This window comes from Vulcanisaeta distributa JCM 11217, from assembly GCF_001316005.1.
Taxonomy (GTDB): Archaea; Thermoproteota; Thermoprotei; order Thermoproteales; family Thermocladiaceae; genus Vulcanisaeta; species Vulcanisaeta distributa_B.
Window position 1 is genome coordinate 1 of the sequence record NZ_BBBJ01000003.1, and the last position, 19,269, is coordinate 19,269.

Here is a 19,269-nt window from a genome sequence, read left to right on the forward strand (position 1 = left end):
CCCCCCCCTTGCCCTCACCAAAGGTAGTAAAACTTATTCTTGAGCATATTCCTTAGGATAAACGCCAGTGAGTAGGCCCTCCTTGATTCGTCACCGCCACAGGTGATGAACGCATCCTCATGCATTACGTGAGTCGGTGCAACACAGAGTTTAGCATTTACTGGATACCTCATGAACCCCCCCCTCATTACCAACCTTCTCAACAACAGCCACCAACTCATTGTCTAGGTACAGTTCTTGGCGAACCCAGTAATCCTTAAGCCTAAAACTATAGTGATAACCAATGACGGACCCCCCCCTACTTAACTCAAGGCCTGTGCTACGCCCAAGGCTCTCCCCCCCATCCTCATCAACCTCGTAATAAACACCAATCGTTATAGCCTCACCAGGGTCTAAGCCATAGGCTAGGTCCTCAGGCTCGTGAATAATTAACAGGTTTCCCTCAAGGACAAGCCACTCCTCACCCCCCCCTACTCTGCATTAGTAGGGCTAAGGCTTCCATTAAGCTTGTCTTACCCGACCCACTACGTCCAACAATTACCGTATTACCATCAAGGTCAACCGCCAACCCCCCCTTACCCAAGCCCTTGAATCCCTTAACCACCGCCCTTATGAGTCTCGTCATCCTCATCAACCAATGCATAGGCTATTATTAATATTCCGCTAACATTACCAAGACTAACATTACTAACGTTAATACCCACCTGCTTAACACTGCGTGACCCCCCCACGACACTACTTAACTCACTTAATGCTTTGTTTAACGACTCATCAAGCCTATTCAACGCGACATCGAACTCAACGCCCCCCCTAACTAATTGACCAACACTCACGTTTAGTGGTACAAACTTCCTAACATGCACTATTCTAGTCATTAAAATTCAACACCTCCCTATGAGTAAAATACCTTTCCACATAGATAAGCCTTTTATTAATTGGAATGTAACTGTATCCAAATGGAGGTTGTATTTACGCCATGGCGATGGACCTACATAAAGTCAACGAATAATAAGGGTGGTGAGTGCGCGTTGTGTGCCTACCTACGCGGTAACGACGATGATGGATTAGTGGTTTATAGAGGTAGGCAGTGCTTCATTGTTATGAATAAGTACCCGTACAATATTGGTCACGTTATGATAGTGCCCAATAGGCATGTACCATCAATAACAGACTTAGATAGCAACGAATTGAGTGAGTGCAGCACGCTCTTAATAATCATCATTAAGGCTTTGGCTAAGGTCCTCGGTATCGGCTATGGAGATTTCGATGTTGGCATAAACATCGGGAGGGTCGCTGGCGCGGGTATTGAGGAACACATGCACATACACGTTGTTCCCAAACCCTCGGTGATATCCTTCGAATCTGTGAATCCCGAATTCGTGATGAATAAGACCAGGGAGATAGCGACTAGGCTTAGGGAGGTGATTCCCAATCTTCTAAATAGTGAAGCCATCAATATCTCATAGGTGATTTCGCATTAATCACGTAAATACATTAGGTAATTAGTGAATAGATGTACTTTTTATAAACGCTTAAGTTGGCGAAAATTAATGTGCCATTCGCAGGTGAGCCATTAAAGGCATTACTCACGGACGTGGTTACGCCCAAGTACGTACACTCGCTGATGGAGTCCCTTAAATGCGGATCAGTAACTAATAGGGAGTTTCCAATTTTAACAATGGGCATTGGGGGTTAGACAGGTACTCATAGTGACCGGCTTCTCAATAAATGATTACAGGATAAGCAATACACTGATTTACATGCTACTTAATAAGTGCATGAATCACGTGTACTCAATACCTACGTTTAGCGCCTCACAGTTAAGTAAATGGACCGTCAGGGTAATACCCATGGCGAATCCCTGGCCATTTAACTCATGGGACATTATCCGAGGCAAAAGCCCATTTTACTCAATGGATGATGAGGGTATTCCCGTGAGATACGATGCACTGACGCTCAGAAGTAGGTACTCAATTAAGCTTCATAACTTCGTGCATGAGGTAAATCCAGAGCTAATAATAATGCTCGTAAGCTCTGACAAGTGGTCAATAACGACACCAGAGCCAATAAGAATTGATGAGTATAGCACAGTCAACCCAGACCCAGCCGACTTCACGCATCACTTCTCCCTCGAGAGTTACCCCCCCACGATAATACTATCGGTGCCCAGGGATGCGGAGCCACGTGAAATAGCCAATGAGGTAATTCAATTAATTAAGGAACACAGCACTAAGGTACAGGAGAGTAAGCCCCCCCTGGAGGTTATGGTTAGGGTTCACGGCGATATTGACAATATATCCAACATACTTAGACTTCACGGCTTCCTAGTGGGTATTGATGGGAATAAATTAATTATTAGGGCAGGTAATAAATCCCAGTTGTTACTGAACGCGTTGATAGATAATAATTTAATAGAGCATTACTTCGATGTTGAGATTTCAGAGATTCATCTTCAATAATTCCCTGAACTTTATCTAAATAAATAATTACTCAAAAGACTTAAGATTTATTATTCCCTAACTTTGCATAATTAGATTATGGAGAAACTCGTACTTACGTACTCAGATAAGTATTTGGATTATAATTTTGGCCCATGGCACCCATTTAAGCCCCCATAGGGAGAAGAAGTTGGTTGAGTTGCTTAAGGAACATGGGTTGTTGGGTTCCTACGTTGATTTAGTGGAGCCTGGGCCCGCGACCGATGAGGAGTTAATGCTTGTTCACACTAAGGACTACATTGAGTATGTTAAGAGCGCGAGCATTAATGGTGTTGGTTATCTGGACTACGGCGACACACCGGCCTTCAGGGGGGGTGTTCATGAGGCGGCAGCCATTAGGGTTGGCGGTACATTACTCGTCACGAAACTCGTCAACGAGGGTAAGTACGTCCACGGCTTCAATCCTGGCGGTGGCTTTCACCACGCTAAGCCAAGTGAGGCGGCGGGGGGGTTCTGCGTGTACAATGATATAGCCATAGCAGTTAAGTGGCTTAGGAATCACGGCGTTAGGCGCGTGGCTGTGGTTGATGTTGATGTTCACCATGCTGATGGCACACAAGCAATTTTTAATGATGAGGACGTTCTTCTAATATCAACACATGGCTATGATGGCAGATTTTACCCAGGCACTGGCTGGATTGATGAGGACGGCGTGGGCGCTGGTAAGGGGGGGCTTAAGGTAAACATACCACTACCGCCTCATACGGGTGATGACGTGTACTCCATGGTGATTGACGAAATAATAAAGCCCATACTTGATAGGTACTCACCAGAATTCCTAATACTTCAATTTGGCGTTGATGCTCATACAGGTGATGAGCTCGGTATACTGGACCTAACCACAGAATCATACCTCAAGGTACTTAATACGGTTCATGAAATCGCCCATAGGTATGCCGGCGGTAAGTTGGTCTTAACCGGCGGTGGGGGGTTACGATGTTTGGAACACCGTCAAGACCTGGTTCCTAGCCACAGTATTCCTCACAGACCCCCCCAGTAGGCTCAGCCAGTACTCGAGTTATTTCGATAAAGAATCCACAAGAACTCCAGAGCGTTATTATGAGGAGGCGCTGTATGTAATCGATGCCGTGAAGCAAAGATTCGGCGTGTAAACCCTACTCAATGTGCGAGATCCTCTTTGTCTGGAATGACCTTATTTTAACGATGATTCTATAACCACAGTATGGGCAGTGCACACCGGGCGTTATCATGTCCTCAAGTGAGAATACCCTACCGCACCTAAGGCACATGTATATCTTTCGACCGGCGGCTTCACCAGCCGCTTCCTCACCACCCTCCTCACCTAACGCCTTTGTTTGTTCTTCCTCATTACCCTCCTCAAAGAATTCCTCACTCACGCCGATTCGCTGAAGTAAGCCCCTTAAATTATTTTTGCATTATCCTCCTCACCCTATCCTCAGCATTAATCCTACTCAGTACAGGCAGTACCCCCCCTGTTGCCACGAGACTCTGCCACGACTTATCACCCATAGCCATTAATTCCCTAATCCTCGTACCACTATAAACCTCCTTATTAAAGAGTGGCGTATTAAGGACCTTAACTCCACCATACTCGAGACATAGCCTAGTGAACTCGTCGTTTGTATATGCCACGTCAAAGGACGGGCATTGCTCGCGAACATAGGCATACCAGAGCGCTGAGTCGCCCTTTGTGTCAGGTACGGCGCAATAAAGCACCCTATCAACCAGGTTTAACTCCCTAAGCATTGAGTGAAGCATCTCAATTCTCTCACCAACGGTGAATGGTTCCTAGGCGTAAATGACTCATTGGCAGACCCAATGGCGATAACCAACTCATCATGCCTACCCAACAACCACTTAATCACCTCCTCATGACCCCCCCTATGCAATGGTTGAAACCTCCCAACGAACAACGCCCTAACCATACAGCACTAATTAGTGCAGAGCCATTTTATCTATTTCCCAGGGAGTAATTATGCTTAAATTAATGCGTAAGAAACGTAGTTAGTATGGTTAGTATCAGGGATACCGAGGTCGTGCTTGTTGAGGCTGTCCAACCCTTCGACATTAATTCCCTGGGTAATTTATTCGGTGGTAGAATGCTTGAGTGGATGGCAAACATAGGCACTGTAGCCGCCACCCGATTCTCAAGGGGGGGCCCCGCAGTCCTTGCCTATCTAGACAGGCACTTCTTCATAAGGCCCGTCAGACTCGGTGAATTCGTGATACTCAAGGCTAGGGTTGAGTACGTGGGCACATCATCCCTTGAAATCAGGATAGAGGCTTGGAAGGAAAGCCCAGGTGGTAAGCAGGAATTAGTGACGATGACTACGGCATCCTACGTGGCTGTTGATGAGTATGGTGTCCCAAGACCCATAAATAACGTACTCGAGCCCGCTGAGGATGAGAAGCAGATCTACGAGGATGCCAGGAGGAGGTATGAGGAGAGGAAGAAGAAGATTGAGGATAGGAAGTTCAAGAGGTTCGACCTAACTGACCCAACTAAGGGACTCAGGTGGCGCGTTGAGTCCAGCCGCTGGGCAACACCGTCAGACGCCTTCGTCGGTAATCTAGTGTCTGGTGGCAGGTTATTGGCGTGGCTTGATGAAATAGCTGGCCTACTCGCGGCTAGGTACTCAGGCGGCGCCGCTGTGACGGGCTCCGTGGATGAGACGGCATTCTACGCACCAATTAGGGTTGGGGGGGATATCGTCACCGTGAGGGCTGGGATTACCTACGTTGGTAAGTCATCCATGGAGATAATGCTCGATGTAATTGCCGAAGGCACCTACGGCCAAGCCAGGCATGTATGCACGGCATACTACACGTACATCCACGTTGACAGTAGTGGAAGGCCAGCGCCCGTTCCTGAGTATGTTCCCAGTAATGATTATGAGAGGAGGTTATTCGAGGAGGGCGAGAAGAGAAGGCAGGTTAGGGATGAGGAGTTGGCTAGGATTAAGAGGATGTGGTTAAGCCCTAGGACTTAGAGCTGGCTTTCCTAGCCCTGTACTGAGTCACTATTGACCTAACCCTATCCGTCAACCCACTTGTGTGGCTCTCACTCTCTATTAACTTTATTACCCTCGCAACGAATGACTCATCCCCCAGGATCCCTACACCTAATCCAGACCCTACCGTTCTGACCAACAGTCACGTCACAATTAAGCTCCTCACTAAATATACTAACCATCGATCCCCTCCTACCAATCACCCTGGCAACCTTACTCGCGTCAATCTCAACCAGCGTCCCACCCTCAATCCTACCAAGCCTAGTCTCCTTAAGCGTCAGCGTGACTGGGTAATCCTTGGTTAAGTTGAAGTCTATTATCCTGGCGAGCACTATATCGCCGATACCCAACAAGTTCTTCAAGTCAACTGCCGTTAAATCAATGGGCTTGAGCGTGGCTTCCTGGACAGGCAAGTACGCTGAGTAAGGGGATTTAATGTCTATGACCCACCCAGTGAGCCCAATGTCAACAACGTAACCAATGACTATATCCCCCCCAACCCTAGGCTTATAAATACCACTAAGCGGTATGACCTCTACGTCCCTCTCACCCCCCCTTATGTTTATGAGCCCAACAACCGCTGAGTAGGCCACATCACCATCCCAGTAAATACTGCCACTAACGTTGTAGTCCCTGGTGGCCACGGCATCCCCCCCAGGCAGTACTATCTGCTTATCACTAACGTATAGCGGCATAGCAGAGATACCCTAATTTCTCCAATTTTATTTTTAATCCCAAAACTGGCAATTACGATGTGGAAATAATCTTTACATCCCCAGAACCATGCGTCAACTCATTAACCTTAGCGATTATCGTATCCTGAAGGCCAGCAGGAACCTCAAGCTGCATCACCAACGAGCCATCACCCTCAAACCTCTCCTTAATAACCCTACCCATCCTCGACAGCGTATTCCTAACCTTATGGGCATGCTCAGCCGGAGCCCTAATCTCGAGGACACTAACAGCCACCTTGAGAGGCAAAACCTTTTGGAGAGCCTTTATTATGGCATTAACCTGCTCCTCAACGGGCTTAAATGGGTCTATGGCCACGTCTACCTGCTGCATAGCAGCCTCGACCCTCTGCGGAGGTACAGGAGTCCTAGTCCTCGTGTCTATGCAGTTCCTACTAATCCAATCAATTATCTGCTTCCTCTTCTGCTCAATGAGCCTTCTCCTCTGCTCAGCCGTAAGTGGCAACTCGCCATTCTTAACTATGAACTCAGCCACCTTCCTGGGGGGGTCCGTAGTCTTGAAAACCCTCATCAACGACTCCTCACTCGCCCTGAGTCCCTTCCTGGCGTCCTTGTATATCGTGTCCGTTATCAAGACCTTATCAATGCTCACAGACTTACCAAGCCTCAGGTCAAGGGCCGCGTCTGGGTCAACGAGTATCTCGAAGACGTAGCCATCCTTCTCATACCTAGCAATCACATAATTCCTCCTACTCATATTCATTTAGCCCTATGCAGGGGGAATTTTTAATTCTTCCACAACATAGCCTATGGAGATCTCCACCTGGCAACCCTCAGGGTAAGCAATGTACCGACAATACACCAAGCAGCGCTGGAGATATATGCAATGCCTATTTGTAGCGCGGAATAATGCGTTACACCGACGGCGTTTTGTATAACCATGGCGGTGGCTGAGGTCGGCACTAAATATGCAACCCACCAGGCACTGCCTAAGTACGTGGCTGGGTAGTAAACAGGGGGGGGTAGTACGCCGAGCGCGAGCGTTAGTAAGCTAACGACGGCCCAGGTATACCTAATGTATGTGAATAGAGTCGACGAGTAGAAGGCTATGGATGAGATGGCGTACCAAAGGAGAACTAACGAAGCCGTAATCTCCAGAATATCCAACAAATCAATTGTCGTCTTAAGCGCCATTAATACCGCGAATAAGACAATGCCAGGCAGTGTAAATATGACCTCACTAAGTGCGAGACCTATGGTGTAAGCCAGAGGGCTTGTTGGCGTAGCCACAATCATCTGCTGGAACTTAAGTTCAAGCCTGTAATAAGCTGCGTCGCCAATTAGGGCCGTGCCACTTGACAACATTGTCCAGACGAGACCACCGATTATACCATGACCATGCCAATGCCCCGATAAAGCACGGTGAGCAATATTAACAGGGAGATAGCGTTGCCAGGGTGGATACGGTCCAAAGCGGCGACCTAAGTATCGGCAGTAACCCATTAAGCCAGGCAAGCACCAGGACAGCCCTTAATTGATGCCTCAAACCACCCTCAACCTTCCTCACCCTCCTCACCCCCCCAGGACCTTATGGTCACGAGCACGTAGTGCTCAAGGGACTTAGGCGAAACCCTAATGGCGCCATCCCCAACCTCATCGAGAGAATCTACGAAGGAAAAGCATGAAGAACCAACCGAATGCACGGTCCATTACTCATGGATGCGGGGGGGTACTCAACAACATACTTACCAGGCAGTTTATTAACGAGCTCACTAGGCTTACCACGCGATACTATCAAGCCACTATCTATTAGGAAAACAATGTCCGATATTTGCTCAGCCTCCTCAATATAATGGGTCGTTAGAAATATCGAAGCCCCGCTATCACTATATCGCCGCAGTGAGTTCCAAACAACTCGCCTAGACGCCGCGTCGAGTCCTACCGTTGGTTCATCAAGAAATACTACCTCGGCATTCGAGGCAAGTATGGCAGCGACCAGGACCCTCCTGGTCATGCCACCGGACAATTGATAAATTGGCGTGTTCCTAAGGTCCCACAGGCCAAGCTCCTCAAGTGAATCCCTGGTAGCCTTCCTCGCATCATTCCTAGGTAAGCCACGAAGCAGTAAGTATGAGTAAACAAATTCTTGAGGAGTCATGTAGGATATGGGCCTGGCATCCTGTGGAATCACGGCAATCCTACGCCTAACCTCAGAGGCTTGGCTAACGACGTTGAAGCCAGCGACGTAGGCCTCGCCACCATGAGGCATCAGCTCGGTCGTTAATATCCTAATGAGCGTTGTTTTACCGGCACCGTTTGGGCCAAGTAATGTGGCTATCATGCCGTAGCCAACGTCGAGATCTATACCCCCCCTTAAAACCTCCTTGGCTCCAAAGCTCCTTCTTAATCCCTTAACCATTATTGCCTGCATTTACATGGCTTGTTGGGAGACCTCAAATTTAAAAAGGGTTCTATGCATATGCCGTTTGAATGGGCGATCCAAGGAAGCCAAGGAAGAAGTACCTGGGCGGTAAGCAAGGAGACTTTGGAATAGGCAGTTGCTTGAGGAGGAGCTTAGGCTAATTGGTGAGTATGGCCTCAGGAATAAGAGGGAGCTTTGGCTTGCTAGGACGATACTCAGGGAGTTAAAGCATAGAGCTAGATCGCTATTATCAATGCCGGCTGAACAAAGGGCTAAGTTGGAGGCCGAGTTTAAGGCGAGGCTGTTTAAGGCTGGTTCATACCGGAGCAGGACATACCACTCGATGCCGTGTTATCGCTGGATGTTAGGGCAATACTGGATAGGAGACTACAGACAATAGTCTATAGGAAGGGCCTGGCGAAGACTATTTATGAGGCGAGGCAGTTGGTGACTCACGGCCACATAGCGGTTGATGGCAGGGTTGTTAAGTCACCAGGTTACTTAGTGCCTAGGGAGCTTGAGGACAGGGTGACCTACGCAATAACAAGCCCAATACTAAAGAGATTACTGGCACAGCCACAGCAGGAGACACAACAGGCGCAGCAAGGCCAATCAACCTAAGGAAGGTTTTATTCAAGTTCATAGACTACATACCGATGGATGTATCATTAATCCTAGGCATCATTGGCCCATAGTTACTATAGTCACGATTTTGGGTACGACGCTTTACTGGCTTGGCGGTAAGTTTAAGGAGATCGACATGAGGTTTAAGCAGATAGATGAAAGATTCAAGCAGATTGACGAGAGATTCAAGCAAATTGACAAAAGATTCGAGGAAATAGATAAGAGGTTCGAAAAAATTGACGATAGATTTGACAAATTAGAAAAGGACCTAAAGAGCTATGTCGATATAAAGATTAATGAGTTGAGGAATTACGTTGATGAGAGGTTTAACCAGGTTAATACGAGGATTAGTAGGTTGGCTGAGGCATATAGTGATTACCAGGAGTTCTTCGTTGAGTACCTCACAGCCGAGGGCTTGTTGAAGGCTGAGAAGGCCGCAATGCTCCGTAATGAGGCTAGGAGGGTCATGAGGCTAGCCGCTTCCGGCAACCCATTGAGTAAGGAGGAGTGGGATAGGATTAAGGAGCTTCTTGACAAGGATGAATTAACGCTTGAGGAGGCCCTTGAACTCCGTGAACTGGCTAGGAAAGTGGTTAGGGAGTATGGGGGGGAGTATCCGGAGGCCTGGAAGCTTCATATATACGCAAGTATAATGGTTGGTGAAGCCATTAGGAGGCAGTCCCAGCAGCAACAGGGACAGAAGGAGCAGGAAAAACAAAGGCAGTGATGCACCAATTTTAGTGCTAATAAAGCAGTGCTCTTCCCTTCCTAACCAACCTGCCAGTGCCTGAATCAACCACTAGGTTTAGCGTCTCCAGGGTCGTCTGCCCAATGAGGACCTTACCCAAGCCATCAATTATCATTATAGGCACGACCCTCCTACGGCCCTCAACCTCTATCAACGCGGCGCTCGCCACATACTCAACCTCACCCCCCCTGGCAGTTTCGGCAACATCCCTATAGAACATGGGTAACCTTAACTCATCGGCCAATTCCCTGGGCATCGCCGTATCCGTAGCGCCGGCATCGACCAAGGCATTCACATCCTTAATTACGGAGCCGTCCAGCGAACCAATCCTAGCCCTAACCCAGACCTCACCCTGGCCAATTTAAACACATTGAATTAAACAAAATAAGTCCTTAGTCCCTACCTAAAAGACCCTAACGGCATTCCTCAGGAACCACGCGTACGGCGGCCTATCCCTATCCCTGGCACTAACGACTTTAACATCGAATAGATGCGCTAAGTCGCCGAACCTATCCTCGATTTCCTCTATTACCCTGACCTTAACATCCAATGGATCCCCCCCCTATCAATCACCAATAGGATATCCACATCACTCGAGCCCGTGACCCTACCCGTCACCACGGAGCCAAAGACATAGCACTCAGCGCCGTACTTCCTAAGTATTGGCGAAACCTCATTAATTAACGACCTCCAATCCCTGAGCAGCCTAATCCTCCTCATAGGCTCCATAACCTCCTCACCAACCAATAATGGACTCGGCAATCCCTAGGGCAATCTCAGCCCTATCCCTATCAACACTGGGCATTCCATACTGGCCGAGGCCCCCCCTTGAGTCCTCAAGTATTATTAATTCCCTACGATTACTACTCACAAACGCCCTAACCTCCTCACCAGCACTACCTCCTAACTGATTAGCCACGAGCCCCCCCAGTAATAACCTAATGTTGTGCGTCCTTGGCGGCTCAATCCCGAGCTTTATGAGTAACGCCTTAATTGATAATTGGGCAGCTATCTCAGCATTAACCGCCGCGGCGTTGTAAAACCCCCCCCTCTCAAAAGATACCCTGGCAACCACCATGTACTCCTCAGCCCTCCTCATGAAGTCCTCCGCAGCGTCAAGGCTCATGAAATTAGCAAGACATTTCTTCCCCCCCATCCAGGGTAATAAACCTATTGATGCAGGGCCAAGAGCAGCACACCCGTCCTCTCTAGCTTGCCCGTGGTTGAGTCTACCCTCAAGCCGAAGGTCTCCAGCGTAGTTACCCCCCCAATGAGTACTTGCTCAACCTCATCGCTAATTAAAACCACGTTAGTCCTCTCCTCACCCATCAACCTAATAACCGCCACACCCTCCTCAAGCGTGGTCTCGCCCCCCCTCGCGGTCACTACACTGACACGCCTACCGGTGCTGGCAATGCCAAGCTCCTCAGCAGTCCTCTTGGGGATTACTGTGTACGTGGCGCCTGTATCCACAAGTGCCCTGAACTTACCAATCCCCCCCTTACCGCCAATTAACTCAATATCGACATACACGTGCCCCCATCATCAACCTAAGGCCCTTAAGCCATTAATATTGATTTCGGAAAACTTAAGTATTGGGGGGGGTGATACTTAGTATCGGGGGGGGTGATACTTGCTCTTCAGTACCGAGCCGAAGACCTCGCTAAGCGAGCTCTTTGATAGGGAGGTCGAGATAGAGAGGCTTAGGAACGGCCTTAATGAGCGGTTGGTCCTCGTGCTTGGGATCAGGAGGGTTGGTAAATCAAGCCTCGTGCTCTCGGTGCTTAATTCTCTAGGCATCGACTACGTATTCATCGACGTTAGGAAGCTCTACGACAATGTCTCGAGGAAGGTACCTGCGGAGAGAATATACAACGAGTTAAGGTCATCACTGAGCAGGCTTAGCTTTTGGGAGAGGATTAAGGGAGTCATTAATGAAATCGACGTGTCCCTCGGACCCATTAGGTTTAGACTTGGCACTTCGAGGATCAGGGATGGGATTGCGAGGATCCTTGAGGCAATAAATGATGTCGGTAGGCACGTTGTGCTCGTCTTCGACGAGGCCCAGTACCTTAGGTACTCAACGATTGGTCTCAGACCACTACTGGCGTATACATATGATTACCTTAGGAACGTAACCCTCGTACTCACGGGCAGCGAGGTCGGTCTCCTACACGATTTCCTGGGACTTAATGACCCATCATCGGAGCTTTACGGTAGGTACTACTTCGTCATTGAGCTTAGGCCATTCGATAGGGAGAGATCCATTGAGTTCCTGAGGAGGGGGTTCAAGGAGTTGGGAATTAACGTGGATGATAGGGTCATTGAGAGGGCTGTCGACGAGCTGGGCGGTATTGCAGGTTGGCTAGTTTACTTTGGCAGGCTTTACCCCCCCGAGAAGGGTGAGGACGCGATCAACGAGGTTAAGGAGATCGGCGCCAACCTAGTTAGGACTGAACTTGAGGAGTTGTTCTCAAGGAGTCAGTATTACCGGTACATAATGGAGCGGTTGCCGTGCTCGGTAGGGCTAGGTGGAGCGACATCATGAAGTACCTAATGGCTAGAGTTGGTGAGAGACCAACCAACGCAACGCTGTCCCGGGACCTAAATAACCTAGTTAAGATGGGTTTTCTCGCCAAGGATGGTGATTGGTACAGCATCCCGGATCCAATAATTAGGTACGCCGTGCTTAAGACGAGGTAATTAATTACGGCATCTACAGTTTTTCATAAACATTCTCTCGTTTACCTATGATGATTACCTTATGATGCGCTGCGTATGGTTTATTTGGTAGATTATCCTGTAATCACCCACCCTAGCTCGGCATAACCCCCCCCTAAGCGTTCCCTTAAGCTCCTTCTCACAAATTGGGCTGTTAGCTAGTTCATTAATTCTCTCTAGGATCCTATCACGCACATCATTAGGAAGATCCCTCAATGACCTCTCTGCTTCTCGCGAAAACTCCACCCTGTAACTATTCATTGTTTAATCACGCCCTCCTCCCTCAATGCTTTGTAGGTCTCGTCACTAATTAGTAGGTCTAGCGTGTCTATGTACGTGTCAAGCTCCTCCGCATATGCCCTAGACCACTGGGCAAGAGAATCAAGGTTCTCCCTCCTGAACTCCTTAACAATGCCCAGCACCGCGGTTGTTGATGAGTACCACGCGAACATTGTAGCCATTAGGTAAGCCGACGTCTCACCAACCTCATTAAGCGCTCGTTCATTGATCCTGTCCATGAGGCCATCAAACCCATACTTAACCACGTTATTTATGACCCATTGATCATGCTCAATGAGTATGGATAATGCGTAGACGAGGTCCTCGGCACGTGAGTAATTGGTTGACCTAATCAACCTAGCCAATTCCCTACCAAGCGCCAACTCGACCCTGCCAAAGTCATTAATGCTAATCCTCCCCCCCAAACCAATATTGCTGGATACGTGCTGGGTTAGCTTGATTATTGGGTTTATAATCTTAACAGTGAATGTCGAGAGATTTGTTAGGAATGCATTGCTGAGGTTGTCGGCACTCAGGACGGTGCGAACCTCATTATCCAACGCATCCCTAAAGGCGCTCAAGGTATTATCTATTAAATCCCTTGGTATGTCCAGGGCAGTCACGTAATCAATGGACTGCTTAACAACTAATGCTGCAGCCCCCCCGCCAAGCCCCCCCACGGGCCTCGGAATCAAGTACTGCTGCAATACAGTCAGCGTCTCCACATTAATTTTTGCTTAATTTCTCTTAAAAATCATTCCCGTCTCAGGTTAATACCGGTCATCGTAGTGCCTTATTAATTAAGTTGGTAATGCTTTACTGATGAGGAGCAGGGGTTCACTATCAACAATACTCGCCGGAATACTAGTACTAATTGCTTTACTCATGGGCATTGGCATTGCCGTTGAGGTCATGTCCGCTGTAATAACCCTGGAGAACCTAGCTGCTAACACGTGAATGCCGTGGGCAGGGCAGCCGCCACGTACAGCGGCTTAATAACGCAGGGAAACACATTAGTAAGTACCAAGGGCCCAGTAACCATAATAGGCGTAGTGACACCAGACGGTTTTAAGTTCACTAATGAGACCACGTATGAGTACTCAGGCGAGGGCGCAGGGCCTGAGTTGTTATTAACAAACGTGGGCCCGGTAATGCTAGACCCAGCCCAGCAGTCGATGGTTGATGCTGAGCTTAGTAGCAACATCATCGTTAATTACCTAAATCACTGGGTTGAGGCCGTAATAGTCACTGGGCAAGGCAATGAGCAAGTGTTTAGCGGTGTAATTGTAATGATTGGCAATGAACCCTACCTACTGCACATATCCAGGGATAACGAGCCCAACTACATAGTGGGACCACTAACGGGGAGTAACGCCTACGTACTGCGTGACTACGGAATTGGACAGTACGGCTGCGAGGCACTCTACTCATTCCCCCCCTGGAACTGGTTCGTCAATGAACCACAGAGTAATACTACGTGCCCAGCACCACCGCCAGGCCCAATAACCACACTCCTATACCAGGGTTACTGGCCTGAGATATCCATAAAGCCTGTGAACACAACCGCAGTAAGCATTGAGGTAACTTTCACAAAGGGAACAAAGTTCTCAGCAAAGCCCCCCAGCACTTCACCCTCAGTTTCCTGGACCAAGGAGACGCCAAGTGGTTAAACGCAACGTGCGTGGGAGCCAATGAGTATGGGGGGGACTGCTCATTCACAATAAACACCATCTACTCAACACTACAGCAAAGCCTCAACTACAGCATAATCGTCAACTTCCACCAGGAAGTGCCAAGGAATTACTACCTAGTGATGACCATAACATACATAGACAACCTCCCGGATGAGTGGTTCGTATGGAACATAACCAATTACTCAATCATTAACTACCCAACCTGGCTAGACGCCGGTGGACCACCCGCGAGCGTGGTTTATGATGGTTGAGGTTTATGACCCAGCAACTCCCTATAGAGCCTTAACCAGGTGTATATCGACTCACCCCCCCCAGCCACAAGCCTATCCCTCAAGACCCTATACGCCGTTGCGTAACCCCCCCTAAAGACAAGAAACGCATAAAAGGCATTCAGCTTCGCCCTATCCCCCCCCGCATCACTCCCGAAATCACTAAGCAACATCCTCAGTGTACCTATGGTGAATAACATTGGCATTATCACCAATGAGTCAACGCCCTGAGTAGGTGCTTAATCATTAACGCATAGTTGTTAATGCCTGTTATGTGAACTCCCCCCCTCCTAATCAACGACTTAAGAAGCATATAATTCGCGTATGCACTTAAGTGCTCATTGCAATTACCGCTGTTGTCCCCCCCATCCCACGGGCACCTGGAAACCAAGGCGTCATCAACTGGCCAATCATTAACGCATAAATACCCAACACCACGCCCTCATCAACACACTGCCTAACAGCCTTAGGAACACCCCCCCCAACAACACCCAATAGGTCATTTATGTACTCAGCAACTGGCCTATGGTTTATGATTAAGGCTAGCGTGGGGGCCAAAGCCTATTGAGCCCCCCCCATGGACTATCCTTGCATGAGGAACACCACCGATCTCCAGATCCCTAGGCCCAGGCCTCTTACCAACATCAGCAACCCCCCCAACCAATCTACTCCCAAGTTTCCTGGCGTTTTCGTAGCGCTCAGCAAATGCTTTTTCGAGGACAGCCCCCCATTAACCACCACGTCACCCACCTCCGCAATGCTGAGCATCCTAAGCAGCGCCTCGGCACCCCCCCATAACCAACGCAGTGAACCTCATCCACGTTCAATAACTCGCCATTACAGCCGTGGGCATTGTCCGTGAATACCACGACACCACTCGGCCTCACCACCTCAGCATTAATCCTAAGCACGTCTCCGCGACTCCCAACACCGCCCGGTATATAGGCTATCAGCCTCATGGAGTCACCCCACGCCCAAGGCCCAGACATTTGATAAAGCCCTCAATCACTCACCAACTTGATTGTCCCCCCCGGGTAATAAATAGTTAATCCTCAAATAACACAGGCCTGCGGGCCACTCTAGCGGCTTTAGATTACATGGCTCACGACCCGACACTGGAAAAATCTATTAATTTGGCTCTTGGCCTATATACCACTCACTTATTTTACTTGGTTATCTTATTAGCCCAGACCACTGATTACTACCGATGAGCCTCTGGGACTACGCCTTCGGCGTGATGATGACGGCACTGGCAATTATTGGCGCCTACGTGACAGTACTCGGCCTCATCACCAGAAACCCACACACCATGGTCGCAGCCTCAATGCTCATGATATCCTCAGCATCGGTGGTCTCAATAGCACTGGCTATGAGACAATCAAACCGAGGTTATGAAAACATTAATCAGCCAGGTCTCGATCATCAGCCTACAGCAGCATGAATTCCCATCATCAACATAGGGAACACGCCTAACCCACTTTTATGCCTAGCCGCTCATTTAGACATTACGCAGCAGAATTCCCAAGTTAGCGCCCTTGACCCGTTATTGCCAATGAGGGAAATAGCCCACCAAGTAAGGTCCCTCTTCCTGCTGAGCCTATTGGGGGGGTCCTTGGACATTGCTTGAGCTCGTTATGCGTGCATAGTAATTAGGCATAATGGTAAGGTAACTGAATTAAGAGACATACCCACTAAGGATAAGTTTTGCCGAGACTTAGTCCACCGGTGATTATTACCGCTTAAGCCCTAACTGAGGCGTCCACGTTGGCTCACCTAACGCAGGGCAGGAAGGAGGGGGGGTTGATAGCTTACGCCGCCTATGTCCTCACCAACTGCGGCATAAACCTCACTGAGGTAGTAAAGGCTCTAAGGGGGGGCCCATGGACTACGAACCACCGCAATACACGGGCATTCAGCCTGGAAAGACACGGCATTAAGGAGATGGCACCGAGGGACGCAGGGATGAGGAGATAGTTGGTTTATGAGGTCATGAGGATGATGACCACGTGCAAGCCGGAGGTTGAGGTGGAACAGCTTTAAGAAGAAATTGCTTAGTTTTAAATGGGGCCTAATCCCCCTCCCTCACTACCTACCCAGTAGCGTTGATAATGCCTGGGCAGCCCCCCCATAAACATTCAACTGACCCAACCCAGTGACAGGGCTCCACTGACCCGGCACTGACCAGTATAGGCCATTATCGCCACCCAGCGTCGGAACATAGCTCCAGAGATCCCTGTGAAGAAGCTTGCCGATGTTATCGTGATGTTGCTAACATAAGCCTCGCTGGGCATGTAGTGGTAAATCAAGTACATGCTTGGTGCCAAGTCACCAATTGCGTAATTAACGCCAGTGCCGTATAGGTAGCTCTGTATTGTGGTTGTCATGCCTGCTGATAGAGGCGTCGCTAGGCTAGTACCGCCTATGAAGTACGGCGGTATAACGCCATTAAGGACTATGAAGACGCCAGTGTATGGGTCGGCATCAGCGGCAATGTCCGGAACACCCCTCATTCCCGTAGTATTAAACCAAATCCCGAGGTCAGGCTCATACACGTACTGCAACTCATAGGGCATACTGATCAACTTCTGGCCAGGTGTCTCTGGGAAGGTGAAGGAGTAACCACCACCACTACCCCATACTATGAATGGATTCCAGTTCCAAGCAGTCTCCATGCGCTGTGCATAACCACCAACAAACTGGGCAAACAACTCAGTACCACCAACACCGGTTACCCATGGGTCGCTGGCTGGATAAAATACACTTGGTTCCATGGGCATGTTAAATGCGAACCAATAAACGTCATAGGCACCCCCCCAATCACCTGACGCCGCAAATGCGCCAATGCCCTCCGCGGCTGCCTGCATGAATATCTCGTCATAGCCATAGAGTAGGTTGTAACTTGGCGGTGGGTAATAGAACATGTCCTCCCAGGAGCCCCCCCAACTCATACTAATGAAGTTTGCCAGGGAGTTATTAACCACGTACTCCACATCAACGAATAAGTCATCACCAGAGTCCGGGGGGGCCACAACAAGGAGTATCTTAGCTCCAGGAGCCATAGTGTGTGAGTACTCAACATCCAACGCAGTCTCCCAAGACCAACCCTCAGCATAGGGCAGGTTATAAGGCGTTAATGTGGGCACGCCGGTTGGGTAAATGACCTGGCATGAAGCAGGCGGCGGTAGGTAGAATATGCTGTCGAAAGTCGCCAGGTCCTGGCAGGCAATGTCCTGGTAAACATATTGACTGGCCAATGTGAAGTTAACATCACCAAAGGCATCAACAATGGCTATCGTCAAGCCCTGGCCAGAGTAACCACTGTAGAACAGCGGTAATTCATCATACATCCACTCAAGGCCGAATGGGAACCAAATCACCGCGTAACCCCACTCCTCCTGAGCACTCCTCAACGCATTGAGGGCGTAAACCATGCCCATGAGGCTCGGCCTAGCCATTAAGTACTGAGCAATCAACTGAGCCATGTTAAGCCTGGCATACGCCGGCTTACCATTAACCCTAACCGCATTACCCAACAACTGACCTGGACTCAAGCCAAGGGGTAATGACTCCTTAACAATCATTGGCTGGTACTGAGGCGCCTTACTATGCACCGCAAAGTAACCCAGTGGTATACACTCCCCCCCAGCCAATATCCACTGCGTTATGTTGCTCGGCGCCGATTGTAGGGCTGTTAGGAAGTTGTCTACTGCCGATGCGTTGCCGGTGGCTTCTATGAGCATTGGGAATGTGTAATTAACGACTAAGCCATACTCCTCAGCAAGACCCGTTATATAACTAAAGACATAACCAGGCGGCGAATACCACTCAGCAAACTCCTGAGGAGTAATGAAGTGGTGGAAGTAGGGACTTGAAGCATTGTAATACATCTGATTCAGTAGGTTTACGAGGCTCGACTCATTGCTTAGCCTAAGCCAGACAATCACGTGACTTGGGTTTGAACCAGGCACGCCTGGGACAACCTCCTCACAAGTGAAGTACTGGGCTTGTTGGGCGTGAACCGTAAGCGCCATCACCGCCAACACAGTTATGAGGGACAGAACCACATAGGCTAGTTTCCTCGTCATAAAACAAAGCACGCCAACACACCTTTTAAGCATTACCCTAATTTTTAAAGAGACCTCAGCAAGTAATGTGAATATGGTCAACGAATACGCAGAGCATTAGGACGATGGTAAAAACAGCCCTTTACCTCTAATTCCATAATTTTTATTAAATTATTATTAAGGAATTAATTCCTAAGCAACCACACCACGCCGGGTGGGTTACCTTTAAATTCCGGGATTGCCCCCCCTGTATCTGGTGGTCGAG

General features: G+C 48.9%; 37 protein-coding genes and 1 pseudogene. 14 read left to right on the top strand and 24 right to left on the bottom strand.

Annotated features, from left to right (window positions below; all coding sequences use genetic code 11):
* Nucleotides 1–14: 14 nt before the first annotated feature.
* From JCM11217_RS13440 to JCM11217_RS03595, 3 genes are all read right to left on the bottom strand, one after another.
* Complete coding sequence (locus JCM11217_RS13440; RefSeq protein ID WP_243678236.1) at nucleotides 15–221, bottom strand: hypothetical protein; 207 nt, start codon at nucleotides 219–221, stop codon at nucleotides 15–17.
* Between the two features lie 239 nt (nucleotides 222–460).
* Nucleotides 461–625 carry an ATP-binding protein gene (locus JCM11217_RS13445; protein ID WP_243678237.1) on the bottom strand — a complete coding sequence of 55 codons (165 nt, stop codon included), beginning with the start codon at nucleotides 623–625 and terminating at the stop codon, nucleotides 461–463.
* The gene (locus JCM11217_RS03595) at nucleotides 597–875 is read right to left on the bottom strand and encodes a hypothetical protein (protein WP_054842090.1); all 279 of its coding nucleotides are present in this window, start codon (nucleotides 873–875) and stop codon (nucleotides 597–599) included. Before JCM11217_RS03595 ends, JCM11217_RS13445 begins: the two co-directional genes overlap by 29 nt.
* An 81-nt stretch (nucleotides 876–956) precedes the next feature.
* Here JCM11217_RS03595 and JCM11217_RS03600 point away from each other — a divergent pair, with 81 nt between their 5' ends.
* From JCM11217_RS03600 to JCM11217_RS13455, 5 genes are all read left to right on the top strand, one after another.
* A complete protein-coding gene (locus JCM11217_RS03600) occupies nucleotides 957–1,466 on the top strand; it encodes an HIT domain-containing protein (protein WP_054842091.1) in 510 nt (169 codons plus the stop codon).
* An 86-nt stretch (nucleotides 1,467–1,552) separates the two neighbouring features.
* Nucleotides 1,553–1,696, top strand: a complete 144-nt coding sequence (locus JCM11217_RS13450; protein WP_243678238.1) for a hypothetical protein — start codon at nucleotides 1,553–1,555, stop codon at nucleotides 1,694–1,696.
* Nucleotides 1,686–2,459, top strand: coding sequence for a hypothetical protein (locus JCM11217_RS03605; RefSeq protein WP_243678239.1), 774 nt, complete (start codon nucleotides 1,686–1,688; stop codon nucleotides 2,457–2,459). Before JCM11217_RS13450 ends, JCM11217_RS03605 begins: the two co-directional genes overlap by 11 nt.
* Nucleotides 2,460–2,586: 127 nt before the next feature.
* Nucleotides 2,587–3,498 (top strand): acetoin utilization protein AcuC, encoded by a 912-nt coding sequence (locus JCM11217_RS03610; protein ID WP_243678240.1) that lies wholly within the window; start codon nucleotides 2,587–2,589, stop codon nucleotides 3,496–3,498.
* Nucleotides 3,422–3,610, top strand: coding sequence for a hypothetical protein (locus JCM11217_RS13455; protein ID WP_243678241.1), 189 nt, complete (start codon nucleotides 3,422–3,424; stop codon nucleotides 3,608–3,610). Before JCM11217_RS03610 ends, JCM11217_RS13455 begins: the two co-directional genes overlap by 77 nt.
* Before the next feature lie 3 nt (nucleotides 3,611–3,613).
* Here the strand turns inward: JCM11217_RS13455 and JCM11217_RS03615 are convergent, their stop codons facing one another.
* The 3 genes from JCM11217_RS03615 to JCM11217_RS13460 form a co-directional block, all read right to left on the bottom strand.
* Nucleotides 3,614–3,748: a DNA-directed RNA polymerase subunit P gene (locus tag JCM11217_RS03615; protein ID WP_054842227.1), complete on the bottom strand. Its 135-nt coding sequence runs from the start codon at nucleotides 3,746–3,748 to the stop codon at nucleotides 3,614–3,616.
* 136 nt (nucleotides 3,749–3,884) lie between these two features.
* Complete coding sequence (locus JCM11217_RS03620) at nucleotides 3,885–4,238, bottom strand: hypothetical protein (RefSeq protein ID WP_243678242.1); 354 nt, start codon at nucleotides 4,236–4,238, stop codon at nucleotides 3,885–3,887.
* Nucleotides 4,211–4,405, bottom strand: coding sequence for an adenylyltransferase/cytidyltransferase family protein (locus tag JCM11217_RS13460; protein ID WP_243678243.1), 195 nt, complete (start codon nucleotides 4,403–4,405; stop codon nucleotides 4,211–4,213). The genes JCM11217_RS03620 and JCM11217_RS13460 overlap by 28 nt, the downstream gene beginning before the upstream one ends.
* 84 nt (nucleotides 4,406–4,489) lie before the next feature.
* On the opposite strand from JCM11217_RS13460, the gene JCM11217_RS03625 reads away from it, so the two are divergent.
* Entirely contained in the window at nucleotides 4,490–5,470 is a 981-nt protein-coding gene (locus JCM11217_RS03625) for an acyl-CoA thioesterase (RefSeq protein WP_054842092.1), read from the top strand.
* On the opposite strand, the gene JCM11217_RS13465 is transcribed toward JCM11217_RS03625, so the two are convergent.
* From JCM11217_RS13465 to JCM11217_RS03645, 6 genes are all read right to left on the bottom strand, one after another.
* The gene (locus JCM11217_RS13465) at nucleotides 5,460–5,630 is read right to left on the bottom strand and encodes a hypothetical protein (protein WP_243678244.1); all 171 of its coding nucleotides are present in this window, start codon (nucleotides 5,628–5,630) and stop codon (nucleotides 5,460–5,462) included. The genes JCM11217_RS03625 and JCM11217_RS13465 overlap by 11 nt on opposite strands.
* A complete protein-coding gene (rrp4, locus tag JCM11217_RS03630) occupies nucleotides 5,581–6,186 on the bottom strand; it encodes an exosome complex RNA-binding protein Rrp4 (protein WP_243678245.1) in 606 nt (201 codons plus the stop codon). The genes JCM11217_RS13465 and rrp4 overlap by 50 nt, the downstream gene beginning before the upstream one ends.
* Nucleotides 6,187–6,238: 52 nt before the next feature.
* Nucleotides 6,239–6,940 carry a ribosome assembly factor SBDS gene (locus JCM11217_RS03635; protein WP_054842228.1) on the bottom strand — a complete coding sequence of 234 codons (702 nt, stop codon included), beginning with the start codon at nucleotides 6,938–6,940 and terminating at the stop codon, nucleotides 6,239–6,241.
* A gap of 50 nt (nucleotides 6,941–6,990) precedes the next feature.
* A complete protein-coding gene (locus tag JCM11217_RS03640; RefSeq protein WP_243678246.1) occupies nucleotides 6,991–7,548 on the bottom strand; it encodes an ABC transporter in 558 nt (185 codons plus the stop codon).
* Nucleotides 7,549–7,736: 188 nt separating this feature from the next.
* Nucleotides 7,737–7,886 carry a hypothetical protein gene (locus JCM11217_RS13470; protein WP_243678247.1) on the bottom strand — a complete coding sequence of 50 codons (150 nt, stop codon included), beginning with the start codon at nucleotides 7,884–7,886 and terminating at the stop codon, nucleotides 7,737–7,739.
* The gene (locus JCM11217_RS03645; RefSeq protein ID WP_243678248.1) at nucleotides 7,850–8,614 is read right to left on the bottom strand and encodes an ABC transporter ATP-binding protein; all 765 of its coding nucleotides are present in this window, start codon (nucleotides 8,612–8,614) and stop codon (nucleotides 7,850–7,852) included. The genes JCM11217_RS13470 and JCM11217_RS03645 overlap by 37 nt, the downstream gene beginning before the upstream one ends.
* A 59-nt stretch (nucleotides 8,615–8,673) precedes the next feature.
* On the opposite strand from JCM11217_RS03645, the pseudogene JCM11217_RS03650 reads away from it, so the two are divergent.
* A pseudogene (locus JCM11217_RS03650) lies at nucleotides 8,674–9,226 on the top strand (30S ribosomal protein S4).
* 91 nt (nucleotides 9,227–9,317) lie between these two features.
* Nucleotides 9,318–9,956, top strand: a complete 639-nt coding sequence (locus JCM11217_RS03655; protein ID WP_243678249.1) for a hypothetical protein — start codon at nucleotides 9,318–9,320, stop codon at nucleotides 9,954–9,956.
* A 16-nt stretch (nucleotides 9,957–9,972) separates the two neighbouring features.
* Here the strand turns inward: JCM11217_RS03655 and JCM11217_RS03660 are convergent, their stop codons facing one another.
* The 5 genes from JCM11217_RS03660 to JCM11217_RS03675 form a co-directional block, all read right to left on the bottom strand.
* The gene (locus JCM11217_RS03660; RefSeq protein WP_243678250.1) at nucleotides 9,973–10,272 is read right to left on the bottom strand and encodes an aspartyl protease family protein; all 300 of its coding nucleotides are present in this window, start codon (nucleotides 10,270–10,272) and stop codon (nucleotides 9,973–9,975) included.
* A gap of 108 nt (nucleotides 10,273–10,380) precedes the next feature.
* Entirely contained in the window at nucleotides 10,381–10,527 is a 147-nt protein-coding gene (locus tag JCM11217_RS13475; protein WP_243678251.1) for a hypothetical protein, read from the bottom strand.
* Nucleotides 10,506–10,739, bottom strand: a complete 234-nt coding sequence (locus JCM11217_RS13480) for a nucleotidyltransferase domain-containing protein (protein ID WP_243678252.1) — start codon at nucleotides 10,737–10,739, stop codon at nucleotides 10,506–10,508. Before JCM11217_RS13480 ends, JCM11217_RS13475 begins: the two co-directional genes overlap by 22 nt.
* Nucleotides 10,714–11,103 (bottom strand): HEPN domain-containing protein, encoded by a 390-nt coding sequence (locus JCM11217_RS03670; protein ID WP_243678253.1) that lies wholly within the window; start codon nucleotides 11,101–11,103, stop codon nucleotides 10,714–10,716. The genes JCM11217_RS13480 and JCM11217_RS03670 overlap by 26 nt, the downstream gene beginning before the upstream one ends.
* Nucleotides 11,104–11,147: 44 nt before the next feature.
* On the bottom strand, nucleotides 11,148–11,510 hold the full coding sequence (locus tag JCM11217_RS03675) for a retroviral-like aspartic protease family protein (RefSeq protein ID WP_243678254.1): 363 nt from the start codon (nucleotides 11,508–11,510) through the stop codon (nucleotides 11,148–11,150).
* A gap of 100 nt (nucleotides 11,511–11,610) precedes the next feature.
* On the opposite strand from JCM11217_RS03675, the gene JCM11217_RS03680 reads away from it, so the two are divergent.
* Both JCM11217_RS03680 and JCM11217_RS13485 read left to right on the top strand, forming a co-directional pair.
* Nucleotides 11,611–12,525, top strand: a complete 915-nt coding sequence (locus JCM11217_RS03680) for an ATP-binding protein (protein WP_243678255.1) — start codon at nucleotides 11,611–11,613, stop codon at nucleotides 12,523–12,525.
* Entirely contained in the window at nucleotides 12,492–12,680 is a 189-nt protein-coding gene (locus JCM11217_RS13485) for a hypothetical protein (RefSeq protein WP_243678256.1), read from the top strand. Before JCM11217_RS03680 ends, JCM11217_RS13485 begins: the two co-directional genes overlap by 34 nt.
* A gap of 54 nt (nucleotides 12,681–12,734) precedes the next feature.
* Here the strand turns inward: JCM11217_RS13485 and JCM11217_RS03685 are convergent, their stop codons facing one another.
* Nucleotides 12,735–12,959 (bottom strand): type II toxin-antitoxin system RelE/ParE family toxin, encoded by a 225-nt coding sequence (locus JCM11217_RS03685; protein ID WP_054842095.1) that lies wholly within the window; start codon nucleotides 12,957–12,959, stop codon nucleotides 12,735–12,737.
* Entirely contained in the window at nucleotides 12,956–13,702 is a 747-nt protein-coding gene (locus tag JCM11217_RS03690; protein ID WP_054842096.1) for a hypothetical protein, read from the bottom strand. The genes JCM11217_RS03685 and JCM11217_RS03690 overlap by 4 nt, the downstream gene beginning before the upstream one ends.
* Before the next feature lie 237 nt (nucleotides 13,703–13,939).
* Between JCM11217_RS03690 and JCM11217_RS13490 the strand changes: the two genes are divergently transcribed.
* On the top strand, nucleotides 13,940–14,647 hold the full coding sequence (locus tag JCM11217_RS13490; protein ID WP_243678257.1) for a hypothetical protein: 708 nt from the start codon (nucleotides 13,940–13,942) through the stop codon (nucleotides 14,645–14,647).
* 11 nt (nucleotides 14,648–14,658) lie between these two features.
* Complete coding sequence (locus JCM11217_RS13495) at nucleotides 14,659–14,922, top strand: hypothetical protein (RefSeq protein ID WP_243678258.1); 264 nt, start codon at nucleotides 14,659–14,661, stop codon at nucleotides 14,920–14,922.
* Here JCM11217_RS13495 and JCM11217_RS03700 read toward each other — a convergent pair.
* The 4 genes from JCM11217_RS03700 to JCM11217_RS03710 all read right to left on the bottom strand — a co-directional run bounded on the left by JCM11217_RS03700 (nucleotide 14,910) and on the right by JCM11217_RS03710 (nucleotide 15,899).
* Nucleotides 14,910–15,146 (bottom strand): hypothetical protein, encoded by a 237-nt coding sequence (locus JCM11217_RS03700; protein ID WP_243678259.1) that lies wholly within the window; start codon nucleotides 15,144–15,146, stop codon nucleotides 14,910–14,912. The two genes, JCM11217_RS13495 and JCM11217_RS03700, sit on opposite strands and share 13 nt — an antisense overlap.
* Nucleotides 15,147–15,270: 124 nt before the next feature.
* Complete coding sequence (locus JCM11217_RS03705) at nucleotides 15,271–15,498, bottom strand: hypothetical protein (protein ID WP_054842098.1); 228 nt, start codon at nucleotides 15,496–15,498, stop codon at nucleotides 15,271–15,273.
* The gene (locus JCM11217_RS13500; protein ID WP_243678260.1) at nucleotides 15,464–15,604 is read right to left on the bottom strand and encodes a hypothetical protein; all 141 of its coding nucleotides are present in this window, start codon (nucleotides 15,602–15,604) and stop codon (nucleotides 15,464–15,466) included. The genes JCM11217_RS03705 and JCM11217_RS13500 overlap by 35 nt, the downstream gene beginning before the upstream one ends.
* A 34-nt stretch (nucleotides 15,605–15,638) precedes the next feature.
* Nucleotides 15,639–15,899 (bottom strand): hypothetical protein, encoded by a 261-nt coding sequence (locus tag JCM11217_RS03710; protein ID WP_243678261.1) that lies wholly within the window; start codon nucleotides 15,897–15,899, stop codon nucleotides 15,639–15,641.
* Between the two features lie 248 nt (nucleotides 15,900–16,147).
* Between JCM11217_RS03710 and JCM11217_RS03715 the strand changes: the two genes are divergently transcribed.
* Both JCM11217_RS03715 and JCM11217_RS03720 read left to right on the top strand, forming a co-directional pair.
* The gene (locus JCM11217_RS03715) at nucleotides 16,148–16,381 is read left to right on the top strand and encodes a hypothetical protein (protein ID WP_054842100.1); all 234 of its coding nucleotides are present in this window, start codon (nucleotides 16,148–16,150) and stop codon (nucleotides 16,379–16,381) included.
* Between the two features lie 323 nt (nucleotides 16,382–16,704).
* Nucleotides 16,705–16,914 carry a hypothetical protein gene (locus JCM11217_RS03720; protein WP_054842101.1) on the top strand — a complete coding sequence of 70 codons (210 nt, stop codon included), beginning with the start codon at nucleotides 16,705–16,707 and terminating at the stop codon, nucleotides 16,912–16,914.
* Between the two features lie 161 nt (nucleotides 16,915–17,075).
* Here JCM11217_RS03720 and JCM11217_RS03725 read toward each other — a convergent pair whose 3' ends face one another.
* Nucleotides 17,076–19,025: a S53 family peptidase gene (locus JCM11217_RS03725; RefSeq protein WP_243678262.1), complete on the bottom strand. Its 1,950-nt coding sequence runs from the start codon at nucleotides 19,023–19,025 to the stop codon at nucleotides 17,076–17,078.
* Nucleotides 19,026–19,269: the final 244 nt, after the last annotated feature.

What these genes read in the sequence shown, in the direction of transcription:
- JCM11217_RS13440 (WP_243678236.1), bottom strand. Translation starts at nt 221, where the DNA reads ATGAGTTGGTGGCTGTTGTTGAGAAGGTTGGTAATGAGGGGGGGGTTC.
- JCM11217_RS13445 (WP_243678237.1), bottom strand. Translation starts at nt 625, where the DNA reads ATGACGAGACTCATAAGGGCGGTGGTTAAGGGATTCAAGGGCTTGGGT.
- JCM11217_RS03595 (WP_054842090.1), bottom strand. Translation starts at nt 875, where the DNA reads ATGACTAGAATAGTGCATGTTAGGAAGTTTGTACCACTAAACGTGAGT.
- JCM11217_RS03600 (WP_054842091.1), top strand. Translation starts at nt 957, where the DNA reads ATGGAGGTTGTATTTACGCCATGGCGATGGACCTACATAAAGTCAACG.
- JCM11217_RS03615 (WP_054842227.1), bottom strand. Translation starts at nt 3,748, where the DNA reads ATGTGCCTTAGGTGCGGTAGGGTATTCTCACTTGAGGACATGATAACG.
- JCM11217_RS03620 (WP_243678242.1), bottom strand. Translation starts at nt 4,238, where the DNA reads ATGCTTCACTCAATGCTTAGGGAGTTAAACCTGGTTGATAGGGTGCTT.
- JCM11217_RS13460 (WP_243678243.1), bottom strand. Translation starts at nt 4,405, where the DNA reads ATGGTTAGGGCGTTGTTCGTTGGGAGGTTTCAACCATTGCATAGGGGG.
- JCM11217_RS03625 (WP_054842092.1), top strand. Translation starts at nt 4,490, where the DNA reads ATGGTTAGTATCAGGGATACCGAGGTCGTGCTTGTTGAGGCTGTCCAA.
- rrp4 (WP_243678245.1), bottom strand. Translation starts at nt 6,186, where the DNA reads ATGCCGCTATACGTTAGTGATAAGCAGATAGTACTGCCTGGGGGGGAT.
- JCM11217_RS03635 (WP_054842228.1), bottom strand. Translation starts at nt 6,940, where the DNA reads ATGAGTAGGAGGAATTATGTGATTGCTAGGTATGAGAAGGATGGCTAC.
- JCM11217_RS03640 (WP_243678246.1), bottom strand. Translation starts at nt 7,548, where the DNA reads ATGTTGTCAAGTGGCACGGCCCTAATTGGCGACGCAGCTTATTACAGG.
- JCM11217_RS03645 (WP_243678248.1), bottom strand. Translation starts at nt 8,614, where the DNA reads ATGCAGGCAATAATGGTTAAGGGATTAAGAAGGAGCTTTGGAGCCAAG.
- JCM11217_RS03670 (WP_243678253.1), bottom strand. Translation starts at nt 11,103, where the DNA reads ATGAGCCTTGACGCTGCGGAGGACTTCATGAGGAGGGCTGAGGAGTAC.
- JCM11217_RS03685 (WP_054842095.1), bottom strand. Translation starts at nt 12,959, where the DNA reads ATGAATAGTTACAGGGTGGAGTTTTCGCGAGAAGCAGAGAGGTCATTG.
- JCM11217_RS03700 (WP_243678259.1), bottom strand. Translation starts at nt 15,146, where the DNA reads ATGCCAATGTTATTCACCATAGGTACACTGAGGATGTTGCTTAGTGAT.
- JCM11217_RS03710 (WP_243678261.1), bottom strand. Translation starts at nt 15,899, where the DNA reads ATGAGGCTGATAGCCTATATACCGGGCGGTGTTGGGAGTCGCGGAGAC.
- JCM11217_RS03715 (WP_054842100.1), top strand. Translation starts at nt 16,148, where the DNA reads ATGAGCCTCTGGGACTACGCCTTCGGCGTGATGATGACGGCACTGGCA.
- JCM11217_RS03725 (WP_243678262.1), bottom strand. Translation starts at nt 19,025, where the DNA reads ATGACGAGGAAACTAGCCTATGTGGTTCTGTCCCTCATAACTGTGTTG.